The sequence below is a fragment of the Comamonas sp. FG99 genome (assembly GCF_057808605.1).
This window is the reverse complement of sequence record NZ_JBMDII010000021.1, coordinates 19,950-35,692: the sequence shown is the minus strand read 5'-3', so window position 1 is coordinate 35,692 and position 15,743 is coordinate 19,950. Positions and strand designations below refer to the sequence as shown.

The following is a 15,743-nucleotide window of genomic DNA, read 5'->3' as shown; positions in this document are numbered from 1 at the left end:
CTTGCCATATCTAATTTTCAATATGATTTCATATTGAAACATAAGATGGGAAAGCGCTAACAGCTATCAAATCTACTTACTCCAGCAAATGCCCCTGGTCCATGCGCAGCACGCGGTTGCAGCGCTGGGCCAGGCCTTCGTCGTGGGTGACCACGACAAAGGCCGTGCCCTGCTCGCGGGCCAGGCGCATCATCAGCGCGAACACGCCATCGGCGGTGGCGCGGTCGAGGTTGCCGGTGGGCTCGTCGGCCAGCACGCAGGCCGGCTGCGTGACCAGCGCGCGCGCGATCGCCACGCGCTGGCGCTCGCCGCCCGAGAGTTCGGCCGGCCGGTGCTGCACGCGCTTGTCCAGCCCCACCGCCGCCAGCATGGCGCGCGCCTGCTCCTGGCATTGCGCGTAGGGCATGCGGCGGATGCGCAGCGGCATGGCCACGTTGTCGAGCGCGCTGAACTCGGGCAGCAGGTGGTGGAACTGGTAGATGAAGCCCAGGTAGCGGTTGCGCAACTCGCCCTGGCGCGCCGGGCCCAGCCGGTTCAGCTCCTGGCCCTGCAGCCACACGCTGCCGGCGCTGGGCGCATCCAGCCCGCCCAGCAGGTGCAGCAGCGTGCTCTTGCCCGAGCCCGAGGCGCCGACGACGGCCAGCGTCTCGCCCGCCCGCACCTGCATCGAGATGCCCTTGAGCACCTCCACGTCGAGCCGGCCCTCGGTGAAGCGCTTGGTCAGGCCCTGGGCCCGCAGAACAATGGTCGAATCACTCATAGCGCAGGGCTTCCGCAGGGTTCACACGGCTGGCGCGCCAGCTCGGATACAGCGTGGCCACGAAGGACAGGATCAGCGATATGACGATGACCGGCGCGATGTCGCTGCTCTGCGGATCGCTGGGCATCTTGCTGATGAGGTAGATGTCCTTGGGCAGGAAGGTGGTGTGCAAGAGCCGCTCGATGGCGGGCACGATCACGTCGATATTGCAGGCGATGAGCAGCCCCAGCAGCAGCCCGCCGAAGGTGCCGATCACCCCCACCATCGCGCCCTGCACCATGAACACGCCCATGATGCTCCTGGGGCTGGCGCCCAGCGTGCGCAGGATGGCGATGTCGGCGCGCTTGTCGGTCACCGTCATCACCAGCGTCGACACCAGGTTGAACGCCGCCACCGCCACGATCAGCGTGAGGATGATGAACATCATGCGCTTTTCCACCTGCACTGCGGCATACCAGGTCTTGTTCTGCTGCGTCCAGTCGCGGATCAGCAGATCGCCGCTCAAGCTGCGCGCCAGCTGCTGCGCCACCTCGGGCGCATCGTGCAGGTTCTTGAGCTTGAGGCGCACGCCGGTCGGCCCGCCCAGGTGAAACAGGCGCGCCGCATCCTCGTGGTGCATCAGCACCAGCGTGGAATCGTATTCGTAGTGGCCGGAGTTGAAGGTGCCCACCACCTTCATCTGCTTGAGCCGCGGCACGATGCCCGCGGGCGTGACCTGGCCGCTGGGCGCGATCAGCGTCACCTGGTCGCCATTTTGCACGCCCAAAAGCCGCGCCAGCTCGCTGCCCAGCACCACGTTGAAGCTGCCCGGCACGAGCGCCTGCAGCGCCTGCGCCTGGATGCCCGAGGTCATGTCGGTCACCTCGGGCTCCAGCGCCGGATCGATGCCGCGCAGCAGGGCGCCGCGCATGTCTTCGCCGCGCGCCACCAGCGCCTGCGCCGCCACGAAGGGCGCGGCGCCCACCACGTTGGGGTTGGCGCGGGCCTCGCGCATGGTGCGCGCCGGATCGGGCAGCGCATCGCCGGTGGGCGTGAAGATCTCGATGTGCGACACCACGCTGAGCATGCGGTCGCGCACCTCTTTCTGGAAGCCGTTCATCACCGACAGCACCACGATCAGCGCCGCCACCCCAAGCGCGATGCCCAGCATGGACACGCCCGAGATGAAGGAGATGAAACCGTTGCGCCGCGTGGCCCGCCCCGCCCGGGTGTAGCGCCAGCCCAGCGCCAGTTCGTAGGGAATCTGCATAGCCCAGCATTGTGGCATCCCCGACAATAGCCGCATGCCGGAATTCGCCCATTTCATCGTTCCCTATGCCTTTGCCCCCGACGCGGACCTGGCCACCCTCACCCTGCCCCGGCTCGGCCAGGCGCTGAAGTCGCTGTCCATTGCCAGCACCGACCACGGCGACGAACAGCAATTCGCCCCGCCGCACGAACGCGCCCTGGCCCGCGCGCTGGGGCTGCCCGCCAGCGCCACGCCCTGGGCCGCCCTGGGCCAGCCGCCCGATGGCCATGCCTGGGCCTTCATCACCCCCTGCCACTGGCGCATAGGCGCCGACCAGGTGCGCATGGACGACCCGGCCGAGCTGCAGCTCTCGGCCGCCGAATCCGCCGAGCTGCTGGCGCTGCTCGCACCCTGGTTCGCCGAGGACGGCATGCAGCTGCAAGCCGGCGGCGCGGGCCGCTGGCTGGCGCGCGGCGAAGCCTTCCGCGCCCTGGAATGCGCGTCGCTTGACCGCGCCATCGGCCGCGATGTGCGCCCCTGGCTGCCCAAGACCGAGCAGGCGCCCCAGGCCCGGCTGCTGCTGCGCCTGCAAAGCGAGATGCAGATGCTGCTCTACACCCACCCGTTCACCGAACGCCGCGCCGAGCGCGGCCTGCCGCCGGTCAACGCCTTCTGGGTGCATGGCGCCGGCGCGCTGCCCCCGGGCTACCAGCCGCCCGGGCCGCGGCCACAGGTGCTGGATGCGCTGCGCGCCAGCGCGCTGGCCGGCGACTGGCGGGCCTGGCGCAGCGCCTGGCAGCAGCTCGACGCCACGGGCCTGGCGCCGCTATGGGAGGCGCTGGCCGCCGGCCGCCCGGCGCAGCTGACCCTGTGCGGCGAATGCCATGCGCTCACGCTCCACAATAGCCCCCAGCCGCTGTGGCGCCGCATCAAGAACCAATTCAAGCCGCAGCGCGCCACCGATCTGCTGCAGACCCTATGAAGATCATTGCAAGAAACATCCCTCCGCGCACCGCCTGGGCGCTGGAGCAGGCCGGCATCCACCCGCTGCTGGCACGCCTGTTCGCCGCCCGCGGCGTGCAGGCCAAGGAAGAGCTGGACGACGCGCTCGCCCAGCTGCTGCCGCCCACCGGCCTGGCCGGCGTGCAAGCGGCCGCCCGGCTGCTGGCCGATGCCATCGCCGCCCAGCGCAGGCTGTGCGTGGTGGCCGACTACGACTGCGACGGCGCCACCGCCTGCGCGGTGGCCCTGCGCGGCCTGCGCATGCTGGGCGCCACCCAGGTCAGCTACCTGGTGCCCGACCGCGTGGTCGATGGCTACGGCCTCACCCCCACCATCGCCGAGCGCGTGCATGCCCAGGGAGCCGAGGTGCTGATCACCGTGGACAACGGCATCGCCAGCGTGGCCGGCGTTGCGCGGGCGCGCGAGCTGGACCTTGCCGTCGTCATCACCGACCACCACCTGCCCGGCCCCGAGCTGCCGGCCGCGCACGCCATCGTCAACCCCAACCAGCCCGGCTGCGGCTTCGAGAGCAAATCGATGGCCGGCGTGGGCGTGATGTTCTACCTGCTGCTGGCGCTGCGCGGCGAGCTGCGCCAGCGCGGCGCCTACGCCCAGCTGCCGCAGCCGCGCCTGGACACCTTGCTGCCGCTGGTGGCGCTGGGCACCGTGGCCGACGTGGTACGGCTCGACGCCAACAACCGCCGCCTGGTGGCCCAGGGCCTGCGCCGCATCCGCGCCGGCCACATGCCGCCGGGCCTGGGCGCGCTGTTTGCCGCCGCCGGCCGGCGCGCGGCCAGCGCCACCACCTTCGACATGGGCTTTGCGCTGGGCCCGCGCATCAACGCCGCCGGGCGCCTGGCCGACATGACCATCGGCATCGAATGCCTGCTGACCGACGACGCGCTGCGCGCCGACGAGCTGGCGCGCCAGCTTGACGCCATCAACCGCGAGCGGCGCGACATCGAAAGCGGCATGCGCGAGCACGCCATGCTGCTGGCCGAAGACCTGTTCGAGGCCGGCAGCGAGCCGCCGCCCGCCGTCAGCGTGTTCGATGCCGACTTCCACGAAGGCGTGGTCGGCATCGTCGCCTCGCGCATCAAGGACAAGCTGCACCGACCCTGCTTCGTCTTCGCCGCCAGCGGCGCGCCCGGCCACGAGCACGAACTCAAGGGCTCGGGCCGCTCGATCGCCGGCTTTCACCTGCGCGATGCGCTCGACCTGGTGGCCAAGCGCCACCCCGGCGTGCTGATCAAGTTCGGCGGCCACGCGATGGCGGCCGGCTGCACCATCGCCGAGGCGCATTTCGAGGTCTTCGAGCAGGCGCTGGCCCAGGTGGCGCAGGAGTGGCTGGACGAACGCACCCTCACCCGCCAGCTAGAAACCGATGGCCCGCTGCCCGCCCAGTACCGCCGCACCGATACGGTGGAGGCGCTGAACCAGCAGGTCTGGGGCCAGGGCTTCGCGCCCCCCACCTTCAGCGAAGAGGTCGAAGTCGTCTCGCAGCGCCTGGTCGGCGAAAAACACCTGTCGCTCAAGCTGCGCCACCAGGGCGAGCTGGTGGACGGCATCTGGTTCGGCCACACCGAGCCGCTGCCGGGCCGCGTGCTGCTGGCCTACCGCCTCGACATCAACGAATGGCAGGGCCAGCGCAAGGTGCAGTTCCTGGTGGAAGGGGCGCAGGGGTTGTAAAAGCCATCCCTTTCAAGGTCTTGAACGTGGAGTAACCGCCGTGTGCGCGGCCAAGAGGTTGTGCGTTTTGCGTTTTGCGTTTTGCGTTTTGCGTTTTGCGGCCTTCACGCTCAACGCAAAACCCTCAACGCTCAACTTTCAGTGGCCCGGCCCGTCAAAGCCCCCGCACCTCGATGCCTGGATTGAGGCGCCGCAGCGCCTGCACAAAGCCCAGGCGGTCGCGGGGCGAAACCAGCACCTGGGCGGCGCGGCCATGGCGGATGCGCAGCCGCTCGAGCGACAGCGCCGGCGACGACAGCCAGCTGCGCGAGGCCTCGACCACGCGGATGTCCCGCACGGGCACGCGCCAGCGCAAGGGCCCGCTGCGAATCAGCAGCTCGCCGCCCTCGATGCGGTAGCCGGTGTCCGCCATGATCCACAGCGGCAGCCCGGCCCCGAGCGCCAGCAGCGCCAACAGCAGCACGCGCAGCGCCGGCGTGCCCGCCTGGGCCCAGCTGGCGACTACCGCCGCCAGCACCAGCAGCGCACTGCCCAGCAGCGTCGCCGCCAGCCAGGCGTCGATACGGGAAGTGAAATGGGTTTTCTGGTCAGCCATGGCCTCTCTCCAAACGATTTGCCCCATCCATGCACATGGCTCGCGCCAACTTCAATACGAGCGCAGCACAATACCCTATGTGCCCGCACGCCTGACAACAATCCACAGGTTCCTGTGGCGGCTCAGTTCCTCGCCCTGCAGCGAACGCCTGGTGTAGGTCACCGCGAAGTGCACCTTGTCCGCGCCGGCCAGCACGGGCAGCCTGGACTCATGGCGGGTACAGGCCCAGCCGGTGCTGCGCAACTGCGCGAAGAAATCCGCAGGATGGCTTCCCGGCTGCGGCCACACCAGCGATTCGGGCCCGGAGATCATGGTGTGCGGAAAATGCAGTTGCGCATCCATTCCGGACAGGTCCTGCGCATTGAAGGCATCGGTGAACCTGTCCAGGCATGCCGAGGCCTGCGCGACGACCTCGGGATCAATCGCATCGCAGCTGCCGCCGCCGCTGACGAAGGATAGGAAGCGGTCCACCGCTTCAGCGGCCCGCCGCCATGCGCACGCCCAAACCCAGCAGCGCCGCGCCCATCAAGGCATCGATGGGCCGACGGATGCGGGCATACGCACGCCGCACGGCTCCCACCGAGAAGCATGAGGCCAACAGGCACATCCAGGCGGCCGTGACACATACCACTACCGCCACCACCGCCGCATACACCCACAGCGGCGCTCCCACCGGAAGCAGAGTGACGAACAGGGTGGCGAAGAAGGTGGCGGTCTTGGGGTTGGTGATGCCCACCAGGAAGCCCTTGCGCCAGGCCTGGCCGATGCCGATGCGCGCCGCCCGCCCGATCTGCTGCGCTCCCGCAGGGCGGCGCAAGGCCCCCATCAGCATGCGCAGGCCCAGGTAGGTGAGGTAGGCGGCGCCGGCCAGGCGGATGCCGTCATACAGCCAGAGGAACTGCTGCACCAGCAGCCCGAAGCCAAACACCGCCAAAATGGCCCAGATGGCCACGGCACAGGTCACACCCAAGCCCATGAACACGCCGGCGCGGCGATCACCCAGCGACTGCGAGGTGATCGCCACGAAGTCCGGCCCGGGGCTGGCGCAGGCCAGCAGCACGATGCCGGAAAGAGTCAGGAGCTGGGGCAGGTAGTCCATGCGGTTTCCAATCGGAGCAATGGCCGCAGTATGCCGCAAGCGCCGAACGAGGGCTCAGGCCGGCAGCCGCGCCCGCGCGCCATCCCACAGCGGGTCGCTCACCCGCTGCACGCCCTGCCCCGCCACGGCAGCCAGCCGCCCGGCCGGCACCAGCTCGGGGCGCAGCTCGGCCAGCGGGGCCAGCACGAAGGCGCGCTCCCACATGCGCGGGTGCGGCACCTGCAGCTCGGGCATGGCGATGCGCGCATCGCCGTACAGCAGCAGGTCGAGATCGAGGGTGCGCGGCGCATTGCGGTAGGGCCGCTCGCGGCCGGCCAGCAGCTCCAGCCGCTGCAACTGCAGCAGCAGCGCATGGGCCGACAGGCTGGTGGCCAGCTCGGCCACCGCATTGCGGTAGTCCGGCCCGCTGGAGTCCACCGGCGCGGTGAGGTACAGCGGCGAGACGGCCCGCAGCCGCACGCCCGCCAGCGCCTGCATGGCTTCCAACGCGCCGAGCATGGCGGGCACTGGCTCGCCCAGGTTGGCGCCCAGGCCGACATAGGCGCGGACGCTGCCGCCGGGCAGCGGCGCGGCGTCGCCGCCGGCGCTGCTGATCATGCCTCGCCGGCTGGCGCCTCGCCACCGGCTGCGCCACCACCAGTGGGCTTGCGGCGGCGGCGGCGGCGCTTCTTGGCCGGCGCGGTCATGATCTCGTCGATGCTGGATTCGTCGCCAGGCTCGTCCTGCTCCAGTGCCGGCGGGGCCGCGGGCTTGGCGCTCGACTTGCGCTTGGCGGCGGGCTTGTCCGCGCCTTTGTCCTGGGCTTTGTCCAAGGTGTTACCCGAGGTTTTTTCCGAGGTTTTTTCCGCCCGCTGGCGGCTGCGCTGCTCGTCGCGCGCCTGGGCGATCAGGTCTTCGCGGCGCAGCTCGTCGGCCTGCTGGAACTCCTGCCACCAGTTGGCCAGCGCCTCGTGCACTTCGCCAATGTCGGCGCGCAGGCGCAGGAAGTCGAAGCCGGCGCGAAAGCGCACCTGCGCCACCATGCCGAAGGGCGTGCTGCCGGTGCGCTTTTCAAAGCGCGGCTGCATCACCCAGATTTCGCGCATGTCGGCAGCCAGCTTGCCGCGGCCCGATACGTCGCCGATGCGCTCGTTGAAGACTTCGTCGATCGCGTCCTGCAGCGCCGGAAACGGATGCTCGCCGCGCGCCAGGTGCGCATCCCAGCCCTGCTTCACGTCCTGCCACAGCACGCAGGCCAGCAGGAAGCTGGGGGCCACGCTCTTGCCCTCGCCCACGCGGCGGTCGGTGTCCATCAGCGCGGCCTGCACGAAGGGGCTGTCGGCGCGCTCGACCACCACGTCCAGCAGCGGGTAGATGCCCTTGGCCAGGCCCAGCTTGCGCAGCTGCTCGACCGAGGCCAGCGCATGGCCGGTCTGCAGCAGCTTGAGCATTTCGTCGAACATGCGGCTTTGCGGCACTTCGTGCAGCAGCGCGGCGGACTCGAGCAGCGGCTTGGCGGTCTTGGCGTCGAGCGCAAAGCCCTTCCTGCTGAGCTTGGCCGCGAAGCGCACCGCGCGGATGATGCGCACCGGGTCTTCGCGGTAGCGCGTGGCCGGGTCGCCGATCATGCGCAGCGTGTGCTTTTGCGCGTCGCGTATGCCCTTGTGGTAGTCCACGACGATCTGGGTCTCGGGGTCGTAGTACATGGCGTTGACGGTGAAGTCGCGCCGCGCCGCATCCTCGTTCTGCGGGCCCCAGACGTTGTCGCGCAACACGCGGCCGTTCTCGTCGACCGCATGCTTCATGCCGGCCAGCGCCGCCTTGCTGGTCTTCTCGTTGCCCTGCACCTGCTCGGCCACGGCGCTGTCGAGGTGGGCGCGGAAGGTGGAGACCTCGATCACCTCGTGCTCGCGCCCGCGGCCGTAGACCACGTGCACGATGCGAAAGCGCCGCCCGATGATGAAGGCGCGGCGAAACAGCCCCTTGACCTGCTCGGGCGTGGCATTGGTTGCCACGTCGAAATCCTTGGGGCGCAGGCCCAGCAGCAGGTCGCGCACCGCGCCGCCGACGATGTAGGCCTCGAAGCCGGCCTGCTTGAGCGTGCCGACCACGTCGATGGCGCGGCGGTCCACGAGTTGCGGGTCGATGCCGTGCACGGAGACGGGCACCTCCTCGCGCTTGCCGAAGCGGCTGGCGCGCCCACGCGCGCCGCCCGTGGCCTTGCCGATCAGCTTGTCGATGATGTTCTTGATCATGGTTGCGGGTTGAAGAGGTCCAGAATGCGCCAGCCGCGCTCGGCGGCCAGCAGGCGCAGGCGGCCGTCCGGGTTGGTGACGACCGGGTGGTTCACTTTTTCGAGCAGCGGCAGGTCGTTCATCGAGTCGCTATAGAAGGTGGATTCCACGCTGTCCCAATCCCAGCCGCGCGCGGCCAGCCAGGCCTGCATGCGGGCGACCTTGCCGGCACGCATGGTGGGCGTGCCGTCGATCTCGCCGGTGATCCAGCCCGAGGCGTCGCGCTGCAGGTTGACGGCCAGCAGCTCGCCCACGCCCAGCGCCCGGGCGATCGGGCGGGTGATGAATTCGTTGGTGGCGGTGATGATGACGATCTCGTCGCCGGCATCGCGGTGGCGCTGCAGCAGCGCCCGCGCCTGCGGGCGGATGGCGGGCTCGATCACCTCGCGCATGAACTCGGCATGCGCGGCCTCGGCGGCGGCCTGCCCGCGCTCGCGCGCGGCCTGCGTGGCGAAGCGCACGTATTCGTGGATGTCGAGCGTGCCGCTTTGGTAGTCGGCGAAGAACTCGTCATTGCGGCGGCCGAACTCGGCGCTGTCGCACCAGCCCTTGCGGATGGTGAATTCGCCCCATTCGTAGTCCGAGTCCAGCGGCAGCAGCGTGTGGTCCAGGTCGAACAGCGCCAGGCGCGCACGGGTGGATGAAGAAGTGTCAGTCATGGATATCGTAGCTGGGCTACTCTGTTTCCAGCATGTTCTTGAGCAGCGGGATGGTAATCGCCCGCTTGTTGCGCAGCGCGAAGTTGTCGAGGTGGTCCAGCAGCTGCACCAGGCTGCCCAGGTCGCGCGAGAAGCGCCGCAGCATGAAGTCCATCACGTCGTCGGGCAGCGCCAGGCCCCGCGTCTGGGCTTCGCGCTTGAGCACGGCGCGGCGCTGGGCCTCGTCCAGCATGTGCAGCTGGTAGACCTCGCCCCAGCCCACGCGGCTGCGCAAGTCCTCGCGCAGCTTCATGTCGTAGGGCGGCACGGTGCCGGCGGCCAGCACCCAGCGCTGCGCGCCGGTGGCCGGGCTGGTGGCGTTGACGAACCAGTTGAAGGCCGCCGCCTGCTGGGCCGGGTTGTACAGATCGACCTCGTCCAGGATCACCGCCGCCCAGCGCTCATCGAAGGCCACCGGAAAACGCGTGGACGCATCCATCCAGCCGACGACGCCGCCGTGCTCGCGCAGCGCCTCGCGCACCGCGCGCAGCAGATAGGTCTTGCCGCTGCCGGTCTCGCCCCACAGGTAGGTGGGCACGGGCGAGCGCAGCAGGCCCGCATCGCCTTCCACTTGCAGGCGCAGGTGCTGCAGGGCCGCCTCGTTGGGCCCGGCAAAGAACCGGTGCAGGCTGGGTCCCGGGGCCAGGCCCAGGTCGAGCGCCATCTGCTTCATCGCCCGGCGGCCCTCCAGCGCATGGCCGCCGGCGCGCAGCCGCAGCCGGATGGCGGCATCAGGCAGCCGTCCATCGCAGGCAGGCAAAAAAGCTGCAAAGGCATCGGAAGGAACACAACAGGATCGCGCAACAGGCCAGGGCCAGGCAAGACAAGCAAAGACCGGGATTTTAGACCGAGCCGCGCCGCCCCCGGCGGTATCCGGCGCAATCGTGCTGCAGGCAACGGTTCGGGTATCCACCAACCACTGTCAAGCCCACCCATGGTTAACCTTTGCAAAGTCATGTAGGGTTGCGCGAAGCGCGGCTTCGCATGGACTCACGATAACCGACTCAAGGATGGAATATGCGCACAAGAATACTGGGCACCATGTTGCCGCTGGCGGCAGCGGCCTTGCTCGCGAGCTGCGGCGGCAGCGGCGGCGATGGCCTGATCGTCGATAACGATCCCAACAGCTGCACGGTCAGGAGCAGCAGTGGCGGCTCGGTGGTGGTTGGCTCCGGCGTGAGCGGCGACCCGGCCGCGCCCGAGGCGGCTTCGGGCTATCGCCTGGGCCTGACCGCCAAGTATTCGAACAAGTACATGGCCATCGCCAACACCCCTCTGGCCACCAAGGCCGGCTGCGACGTGCTCAAGGCCGGCGGCTCGGCGGTGGATGCCGCCATCGCCATGCAGGCGGTGCTGGGCCTGGTGGAGCCGCAGTCGAGCACGGTCGCGGGCAGCGCCTTCATGGTCTACTACGACGCCAAGACCAAGAAGGTCGTGGCCTATGACGGCCGCGAGGCCGCTCCGGCCGCCGCCACCGGCTACTACCTGTCGCGCCAGAACCAGGATGACGCGAGTTCGCCCGCCCCGGTGCCGTCGGCGCGGCGCAGCGGCCGCTCCATTGGCGTGCCGGGCGTGATGCGCATGCTCGACATGGCGCACAAGGAGCATGGCAAGCTGCCCTGGAGCGGACTGTTCGACTACGGCATCAAGCTGTCGAGCGACGGCTTCCTGATCCCCGGCCGCCTGGGCGATGCGATTGCCGGCAATGCCAGCAACCTGGCCCTGGATGCCAATGCCATGGCAACCTATTTCCATGCCGACGGCACGCCGCGCAAGACCGGCGAGACCATGACCAACCTGCCCTACGCCAAGACGCTGAAGGCGCTGGCCACGCAGGGCGCGGACGCACTGTATACCGGCGACATCGCCAAGGCCATCGTGGCCAAGGCCGCGCAGAGCGTGGGCGACGATGCCGCCAAGACACCGATCACCCCCAGCCTGCTCACCGTGGAAGACCTGGCCAAGTACCAGGCCAAGAAGCGCGAGGCGGTCTGCACCAACTACCGCAGCACCTACCATGTGTGCACCATGTCACCGCCTTCGTCCGGCGGCATCGCGATCGCCCAGGCACTGGGCATCCTGGGCCAGTTCAACCTGGCGCAATATGCCCCCACCAACCCCGCCAACGAAGGCGGCGTGCCCAGCGTGATGGGCGTGCACCTGGTGTCCGAGGCCGAGCGCCTGGCCTATGCCGACCGCGACAAGTACGTGGCCGACACCGATTTCGTGCCGCTGCCGGCCCAGGGCCTGGCCTCGCTGCTCAGCCCCACTTACCTGGCGCAGCGCGCCAGCCTGATCAATCCCGACAAGAGCATGGGCACCGCCGCGGCCGGCGATTTCGGCCCGGTGCCGCAAGGCGTGGACAAGACGGTGGAGCACGGCACCACCCACCTGTCGGTGGTGGATGCCTACGGCAACGTGGTCTCGATGACCACGACGGTGGAGTCGAGCATGGGCTCGTTCCACATGGTCGACGGCTTCCTGCTGACCAACCAGCTGACCGACTTCTCCGCCTCGCCGGTGGACGCCAGCGGCCAGCCGATCGCCAACCGCGTGGCCCCGGGCAAGCGCCCGCGCAGCACCATGGCGCCCACGCTGGTGTTCCGCGGCAGCGCGCCGGGCGACTTCGTCATGGCCACCGGCTCGCCGGGCGGCGGCGCCATCATCCAGTACGTGATGAAGACCGTGGTCGGCGCGCTGGACTGGGGCCTGGACGCCCAGCAGGCAACCTCGCTGGTGAACTTCGGCGCCTCCAACAGCCCGACCACCGGTGTGGACGGCTCCAACACCACGCTCGACCTGTCGGGCCTGGTCGCCGGCCTCAAGGCCAAGGGCCACACGGTCTCCACCTCGGCCCAGTCGAGTGGCGTGGCCACCATCATCCGCGTCACCAAGGATGGCAAGTCCCAGCTGCAAGGCGGCGCCGACCCGCGCCGCGAAGGCATCGTGCTGGGCGACGGCGCTCTCTGAGCACGCCAAGTCCATCCCGCCCAGCCAGCAGCCCTGCCCCCGCGGCAGGGCTTTTTGCATCCGGCGCCGGTATCAGTGCGCCGCCAACGGTCATTCTCGGCCTGCGGCAGGCCTGCGGCCCTTAAAATTGCCTGCTTGTGCCGACCTGCCGATCTGGCTTTGCAAAACCCCATGAGCTCCTCTTCCTCCTCCTCTACCCCCATTTCCTACAAAGACGCCGGCGTGGACATCGACGCGGGCGATGCGCTGGTCGAACGGATCAAGCCGCTGGCCAAGAAGACGCTGCGCGAGGGCGTGATGGCGGGTATCGGCGGCTTCGGCGCGCTGTTCGAGGTGCCCAAGCGCTACCGGGAGCCGGTGCTGGTCTCGGGCACCGACGGCGTGGGCACCAAGCTCAAGCTGGCCTTTGAATGGAACATGCACGACACCGTGGGCATCGACCTGGTGGCGATGAGCGTGAACGACGTGCTGGTGCAGGGCGCCGAGCCGCTGTTCTTCCTGGATTATTTCGCCTGCGGCAAGCTGCATGTCGACACCGCCGCCGCGGTGGTGGGCGGCATCGCCAGGGGCTGCGAGCTGTCGGGCTGCGCGCTGATCGGCGGCGAGACCGCCGAGATGCCCGGCATGTACCCCGACGGCGAATACGACCTGGCCGGCTTCGCGGTGGGCGCGGTCGAGAAATCCAAGATCCTGGCCGGCCAGAACGTGCAGGCGGGCGACGTGGTGCTGGGCCTGGCTTCGAGCGGCGTGCACTCCAACGGCTTCTCGCTGGTGCGCAAGTGCATCGAGCGCGCGCAACAAGATGGGGGAGGCCTGCCCGCCACGCTGGACGGCAAGCCCTTCAAGAACGCGGTCATGGAGCCCACGCGCCTGTACGTGAAGAACGTGCTCGCCGCGCTGGCCGCGCACCCCGAGCAGATCAAGGCGCTGGCCCACATCACCGGCGGCGGCCTGCTGGAGAACATTCCCCGCGTGCTGCCCGAAGGCCTGGCCGCGCAGCTGGCCAAGGGCAGCTGGCCCCAGACCGAACTGTTCGCCTGGCTGCAGAAGACCGCGGGCATCGACGATATCGAAATGAACCGCACCTTCAACAACGGCATCGGCATGGTGGTGGTGGTCTCGCCCGAGGCCGCCGCGGCGGTGCAGGCCACGCTGGCCCAGGCCGGCGAGCAGGTGTACGCCATCGGCACCATCGCCCCGCGCGGCGACGGCGCGGCCGTGGTGGTGCGCTAAGCTGCGGGCATCGGCCATTCACCTGCCGCCTGGCTCCCTTTCCTGACTGGCCGTTTTTTGATGCAACCGGATCTCCCTTCCACCCCGCCCCGCAGCCCGGCCAACGAGGGCGAGCATGCCGCTCGCCCCTGGCGGCCGCCGTCTTCGCACTGGGGTGTGCGGCTGGCGTCGTACCTGCTGATGGCAGGGGGCCTGTTCATCATCATGCACTACGGCCTGCTGGTGGGGCTGCTGAGCGCCTGCGTGGGCTATGCGCTGACCCAATTCCTGGCGCGCAAGCTCGCGCGCGCGCCCAGCCCCCAGGGGCCTATCCATGGCCGCGCGCATGGTGCCATACCCCGCTGGGCCGAATACCTGGCGGTCACCATCGTGCTGCTGGCGCCGGTGCTGCTGCTCACCGTGGGCCTGATGCATTCGCAGGGCTATCTGCTCAACGCGCCCGCGCAGTACCGCGAGATGCTGGACTCCATGGCCAAGACCCTACTCGACCTGCGCTCCAAGCTGCCGCCCGAGATGGCCAGCATGCTGCCCGACGGCGCGCAGGAGCTGCAGCAGCGCGCCGCCGAATACCTGCGCACCAAGTCGGGCGCGCTGGCCAATGCCGGCCGCGCCTGGCTCGGTGGCCTGCTGTATGCCTTTGTCGGGCTGCTGATCGGCGCGCTGGCCTCGGTCCACCATGGCCGCCTGTCGCATGCGCCGCTGGCGATGCAGCTAACGCTGCGCGTGCAGCGCTTCGGCGATGCGTTCCGCCAGATCGTGGCGGCGCAGTTCTGGATCGCGCTGTTCAACACCTGCCTGACCGCGCTGTTCCTGCTGGTGGTGCTGCCGCTGCTGGGCATGCGGCTGCCCTACAGCGGCGCGCTGATCATGCTCACCTTCTTCGGCGGGCTGATCCCCATCGTCGGCAACCTGATCTGCAACGCGGTCATCACCACCGTGGGGCTGTCGGTGTCGCCGCTGACCGCGGTGGCCTGCCTGGCCTTCCTGATCCTGATCCACAAGGCAGAGTATGTGATCAACGCCAAGGTGGTCGGCGCGCGCACCCACATGGGCGTGTGGGAGCTGCTGGCGGTGATGTTCGTGGCCGAGGCCATCTTCGGGCCGGCCGGGCTGGTGGCGGCGCCGCTGTTCTACGCCTACCTGAAGAAAGAGCTGTACGCGGCGCGGATGATCTGAGCGCCCGCAGTTAGCGCCCCAGCCGGTGCGCCAGCCGGTGCGCCAGCACCGCCACCACGATGCAGCCCATGCCCAGCCACTGCGCCGGCGCGGGCACCTGGCCGAACCACAGCAAATCCACCGCCAGCGCCACCGCCGGGTAGACGAAGGACAGCGCGGCGATCGCCGCTGCCGCCAGCCGCTGGTAGGCCGCATACATCAGCGTGTACATGAAGGCGGTGTGCACCAGGCCCAGCACCAGCATCAGCCCCACGGCGCGGGCCGGCAGCGCCAGCGGCTGCGGGCCCGGCGCGGCCAGCAGCAGCCCTGCGCCCCCCAGTGCCACACCCAGCACCGCGCCGCCCAGGGCCATCTGCAGCATCGCCACCTGGGCCGGCGGAATCTGCGCCACGCGCCGCGTGGCCACCGTGGTCACGGTGTAGAGCGCGGCCGCCAGCAGGGCCAGCAAGGCGCCCGGCCAGGAGGCTGAAGCCAAGCCACCCAGGCCCCCCAGGCCATCCAGCCCGCCAAAGCCGATCACGCCGCTGGCCAACGCCACGCCCAGCAGCGCCAGCAAAAGCCATGGCAGCTTGCGCGCCTGCACCGGCTCGCCCTGCCAGGCGGCCACCGCCAGCAGCATCAACGGCTGCACATGGTAGACCACAGTGGCGACCGCGATGCTGGTGTAGCGATAGGCACTGAACAAGGCCACCCAGTTGAACACCAGCGCCAGGCCGCCCACGGCAATCCACAGCGCATCGCCGCGGCCCAGCGCCACCCACTGCCGGCGCCACCATACCCAGACGCCCAGGCCGGCGGCGCCCAGCACGCAGCGCGCCAGCACCACCAGCGGCGGCGGCAGGCCGCTTTCCACCACCACCAGGCCGATGCTGCCCGACAGCACCATGGCCGCCAGCATGCGCCAGGCGCCGCCGGACAAGGCCGCGGGCTGGGCCGGGGCCGCGCCGCCGCACGATGAGATGACTGACATGGCTGTACCTCCTGAGAACCGTTTCAAATCGATGGCTCGATCATTCGGCA

General features: G+C 69.4%; 15 protein-coding genes. 5 read left to right on the top strand and 10 right to left on the bottom strand.

The genetic code is table 11. From position 1 onward, the window contains the following. Positions 1-76 precede the first annotated feature (76 nt). Positions 77-760 (bottom strand): lipoprotein-releasing ABC transporter ATP-binding protein LolD, encoded by a 684-nt coding sequence (gene lolD / locus ACODRX_RS15185; protein WP_488872357.1) that lies wholly within the window; start codon positions 758-760, stop codon positions 77-79. Next, on the bottom strand, positions 753-2,009 hold the full coding sequence (locus ACODRX_RS15180) for a lipoprotein-releasing ABC transporter permease subunit (RefSeq protein ID WP_488872356.1): 1,257 nt from the start codon (positions 2,007-2,009) through the stop codon (positions 753-755). Before ACODRX_RS15180 ends, lolD begins: the two co-directional genes overlap by 8 nt. Positions 2,010-2,043: 34 nt before the next feature. On the opposite strand from ACODRX_RS15180, the gene ACODRX_RS15175 reads away from it, so the two are divergent. After that, entirely contained in the window at positions 2,044-2,970 is a 927-nt protein-coding gene (locus tag ACODRX_RS15175; RefSeq protein ID WP_488872355.1) for a phosphoglycerate mutase, read from the top strand. Beyond that, positions 2,967-4,679: a single-stranded-DNA-specific exonuclease RecJ gene (recJ, locus tag ACODRX_RS15170; RefSeq protein WP_488872354.1), complete on the top strand. Its 1,713-nt coding sequence runs from the start codon at positions 2,967-2,969 to the stop codon at positions 4,677-4,679. Before ACODRX_RS15175 ends, recJ begins: the two co-directional genes overlap by 4 nt. Positions 4,680-4,833: 154 nt before the next feature. Here the strand turns inward: recJ and ACODRX_RS15165 are convergent, their stop codons facing one another. The 7 genes from ACODRX_RS15165 to hda form a co-directional block, all read right to left on the bottom strand. Continuing rightward, complete coding sequence (locus ACODRX_RS15165) at positions 4,834-5,274, bottom strand: PH domain-containing protein (protein WP_488872353.1); 441 nt, start codon at positions 5,272-5,274, stop codon at positions 4,834-4,836. Positions 5,275-5,349: 75 nt separating this feature from the next. Then, on the bottom strand, positions 5,350-5,745 hold the full coding sequence (locus ACODRX_RS15160) for a hypothetical protein (protein WP_488872352.1): 396 nt from the start codon (positions 5,743-5,745) through the stop codon (positions 5,350-5,352). A gap of 4 nt (positions 5,746-5,749) precedes the next feature. Then, positions 5,750-6,373: a LysE family translocator gene (locus ACODRX_RS15155; protein ID WP_488872351.1), complete on the bottom strand. Its 624-nt coding sequence runs from the start codon at positions 6,371-6,373 to the stop codon at positions 5,750-5,752. 54 nt (positions 6,374-6,427) lie between these two features. Continuing rightward, on the bottom strand, positions 6,428-6,970 hold the full coding sequence (folK, locus tag ACODRX_RS15150) for a 2-amino-4-hydroxy-6-hydroxymethyldihydropteridine diphosphokinase (RefSeq protein ID WP_488872350.1): 543 nt from the start codon (positions 6,968-6,970) through the stop codon (positions 6,428-6,430). After that, positions 6,967-8,607: a polynucleotide adenylyltransferase PcnB gene (gene pcnB, locus ACODRX_RS15145; protein WP_488872349.1), complete on the bottom strand. Its 1,641-nt coding sequence runs from the start codon at positions 8,605-8,607 to the stop codon at positions 6,967-6,969. Before pcnB ends, folK begins: the two co-directional genes overlap by 4 nt. Next, on the bottom strand, positions 8,604-9,305 hold the full coding sequence (locus ACODRX_RS15140; protein ID WP_488872348.1) for a histidinol-phosphatase: 702 nt from the start codon (positions 9,303-9,305) through the stop codon (positions 8,604-8,606). The genes pcnB and ACODRX_RS15140 overlap by 4 nt, the downstream gene beginning before the upstream one ends. A gap of 16 nt (positions 9,306-9,321) precedes the next feature. Next, complete coding sequence (gene hda, locus ACODRX_RS15135; protein WP_488872414.1) at positions 9,322-10,017, bottom strand: DnaA regulatory inactivator Hda; 696 nt, start codon at positions 10,015-10,017, stop codon at positions 9,322-9,324. A 344-nt stretch (positions 10,018-10,361) separates the two neighbouring features. Between hda and ACODRX_RS15130 the strand changes: the two genes are divergently transcribed. The 3 genes from ACODRX_RS15130 (at position 10,362) to ACODRX_RS15120 (ending at position 14,723) form a co-directional block, all read left to right on the top strand. Continuing rightward, positions 10,362-12,314, top strand: coding sequence for a gamma-glutamyltransferase family protein (locus tag ACODRX_RS15130; protein WP_488872347.1), 1,953 nt, complete (start codon positions 10,362-10,364; stop codon positions 12,312-12,314). A gap of 171 nt (positions 12,315-12,485) precedes the next feature. Continuing rightward, a complete protein-coding gene (purM, locus tag ACODRX_RS15125) occupies positions 12,486-13,547 on the top strand; it encodes a phosphoribosylformylglycinamidine cyclo-ligase (RefSeq protein ID WP_488872346.1) in 1,062 nt (353 codons plus the stop codon). A 60-nt stretch (positions 13,548-13,607) separates the two neighbouring features. Beyond that, positions 13,608-14,723, top strand: a complete 1,116-nt coding sequence (locus ACODRX_RS15120) for an AI-2E family transporter (RefSeq protein ID WP_488872345.1) — start codon at positions 13,608-13,610, stop codon at positions 14,721-14,723. A 10-nt stretch (positions 14,724-14,733) separates the two neighbouring features. Here the strand turns inward: ACODRX_RS15120 and ACODRX_RS15115 are convergent, their stop codons facing one another. Next, complete coding sequence (locus tag ACODRX_RS15115) at positions 14,734-15,693, bottom strand: DMT family transporter (protein WP_488872344.1); 960 nt, start codon at positions 15,691-15,693, stop codon at positions 14,734-14,736. Between the last annotated feature and the right edge of the window lie 50 nt (positions 15,694-15,743).

Excerpts from the sequence above, each read along its gene's own strand:
- ACODRX_RS15130 (WP_488872347.1), top strand. The coding sequence starts at position 10,362 with ATGCGCACAAGAATACTGGGCACCATGTTGCCGCTGGCGGCAGCGGCC.
- folK (WP_488872350.1), bottom strand. The coding sequence starts at position 6,970 with ATGATCAGCAGCGCCGGCGGCGACGCCGCGCCGCTGCCCGGCGGCAGC.
- ACODRX_RS15120 (WP_488872345.1), top strand. The coding sequence starts at position 13,608 with ATGCAACCGGATCTCCCTTCCACCCCGCCCCGCAGCCCGGCCAACGAG.
- pcnB (WP_488872349.1), bottom strand. The coding sequence starts at position 8,607 with ATGATCAAGAACATCATCGACAAGCTGATCGGCAAGGCCACGGGCGGC.
- ACODRX_RS15180 (WP_488872356.1), bottom strand. The coding sequence starts at position 2,009 with ATGCAGATTCCCTACGAACTGGCGCTGGGCTGGCGCTACACCCGGGCG.
- ACODRX_RS15175 (WP_488872355.1), top strand. The coding sequence starts at position 2,044 with ATGCCGGAATTCGCCCATTTCATCGTTCCCTATGCCTTTGCCCCCGAC.
- ACODRX_RS15115 (WP_488872344.1), bottom strand. The coding sequence starts at position 15,693 with ATGTCAGTCATCTCATCGTGCGGCGGCGCGGCCCCGGCCCAGCCCGCG.
- purM (WP_488872346.1), top strand. The coding sequence starts at position 12,486 with ATGAGCTCCTCTTCCTCCTCCTCTACCCCCATTTCCTACAAAGACGCC.
- lolD (WP_488872357.1), bottom strand. The coding sequence starts at position 760 with ATGAGTGATTCGACCATTGTTCTGCGGGCCCAGGGCCTGACCAAGCGC.
- hda (WP_488872414.1), bottom strand. The coding sequence starts at position 10,017 with ATGAAGCAGATGGCGCTCGACCTGGGCCTGGCCCCGGGACCCAGCCTG.
- recJ (WP_488872354.1), top strand. The coding sequence starts at position 2,967 with ATGAAGATCATTGCAAGAAACATCCCTCCGCGCACCGCCTGGGCGCTG.
- ACODRX_RS15155 (WP_488872351.1), bottom strand. The coding sequence starts at position 6,373 with ATGGACTACCTGCCCCAGCTCCTGACTCTTTCCGGCATCGTGCTGCTG.
- ACODRX_RS15165 (WP_488872353.1), bottom strand. The coding sequence starts at position 5,274 with ATGGCTGACCAGAAAACCCATTTCACTTCCCGTATCGACGCCTGGCTG.
- ACODRX_RS15140 (WP_488872348.1), bottom strand. The coding sequence starts at position 9,305 with ATGACTGACACTTCTTCATCCACCCGTGCGCGCCTGGCGCTGTTCGAC.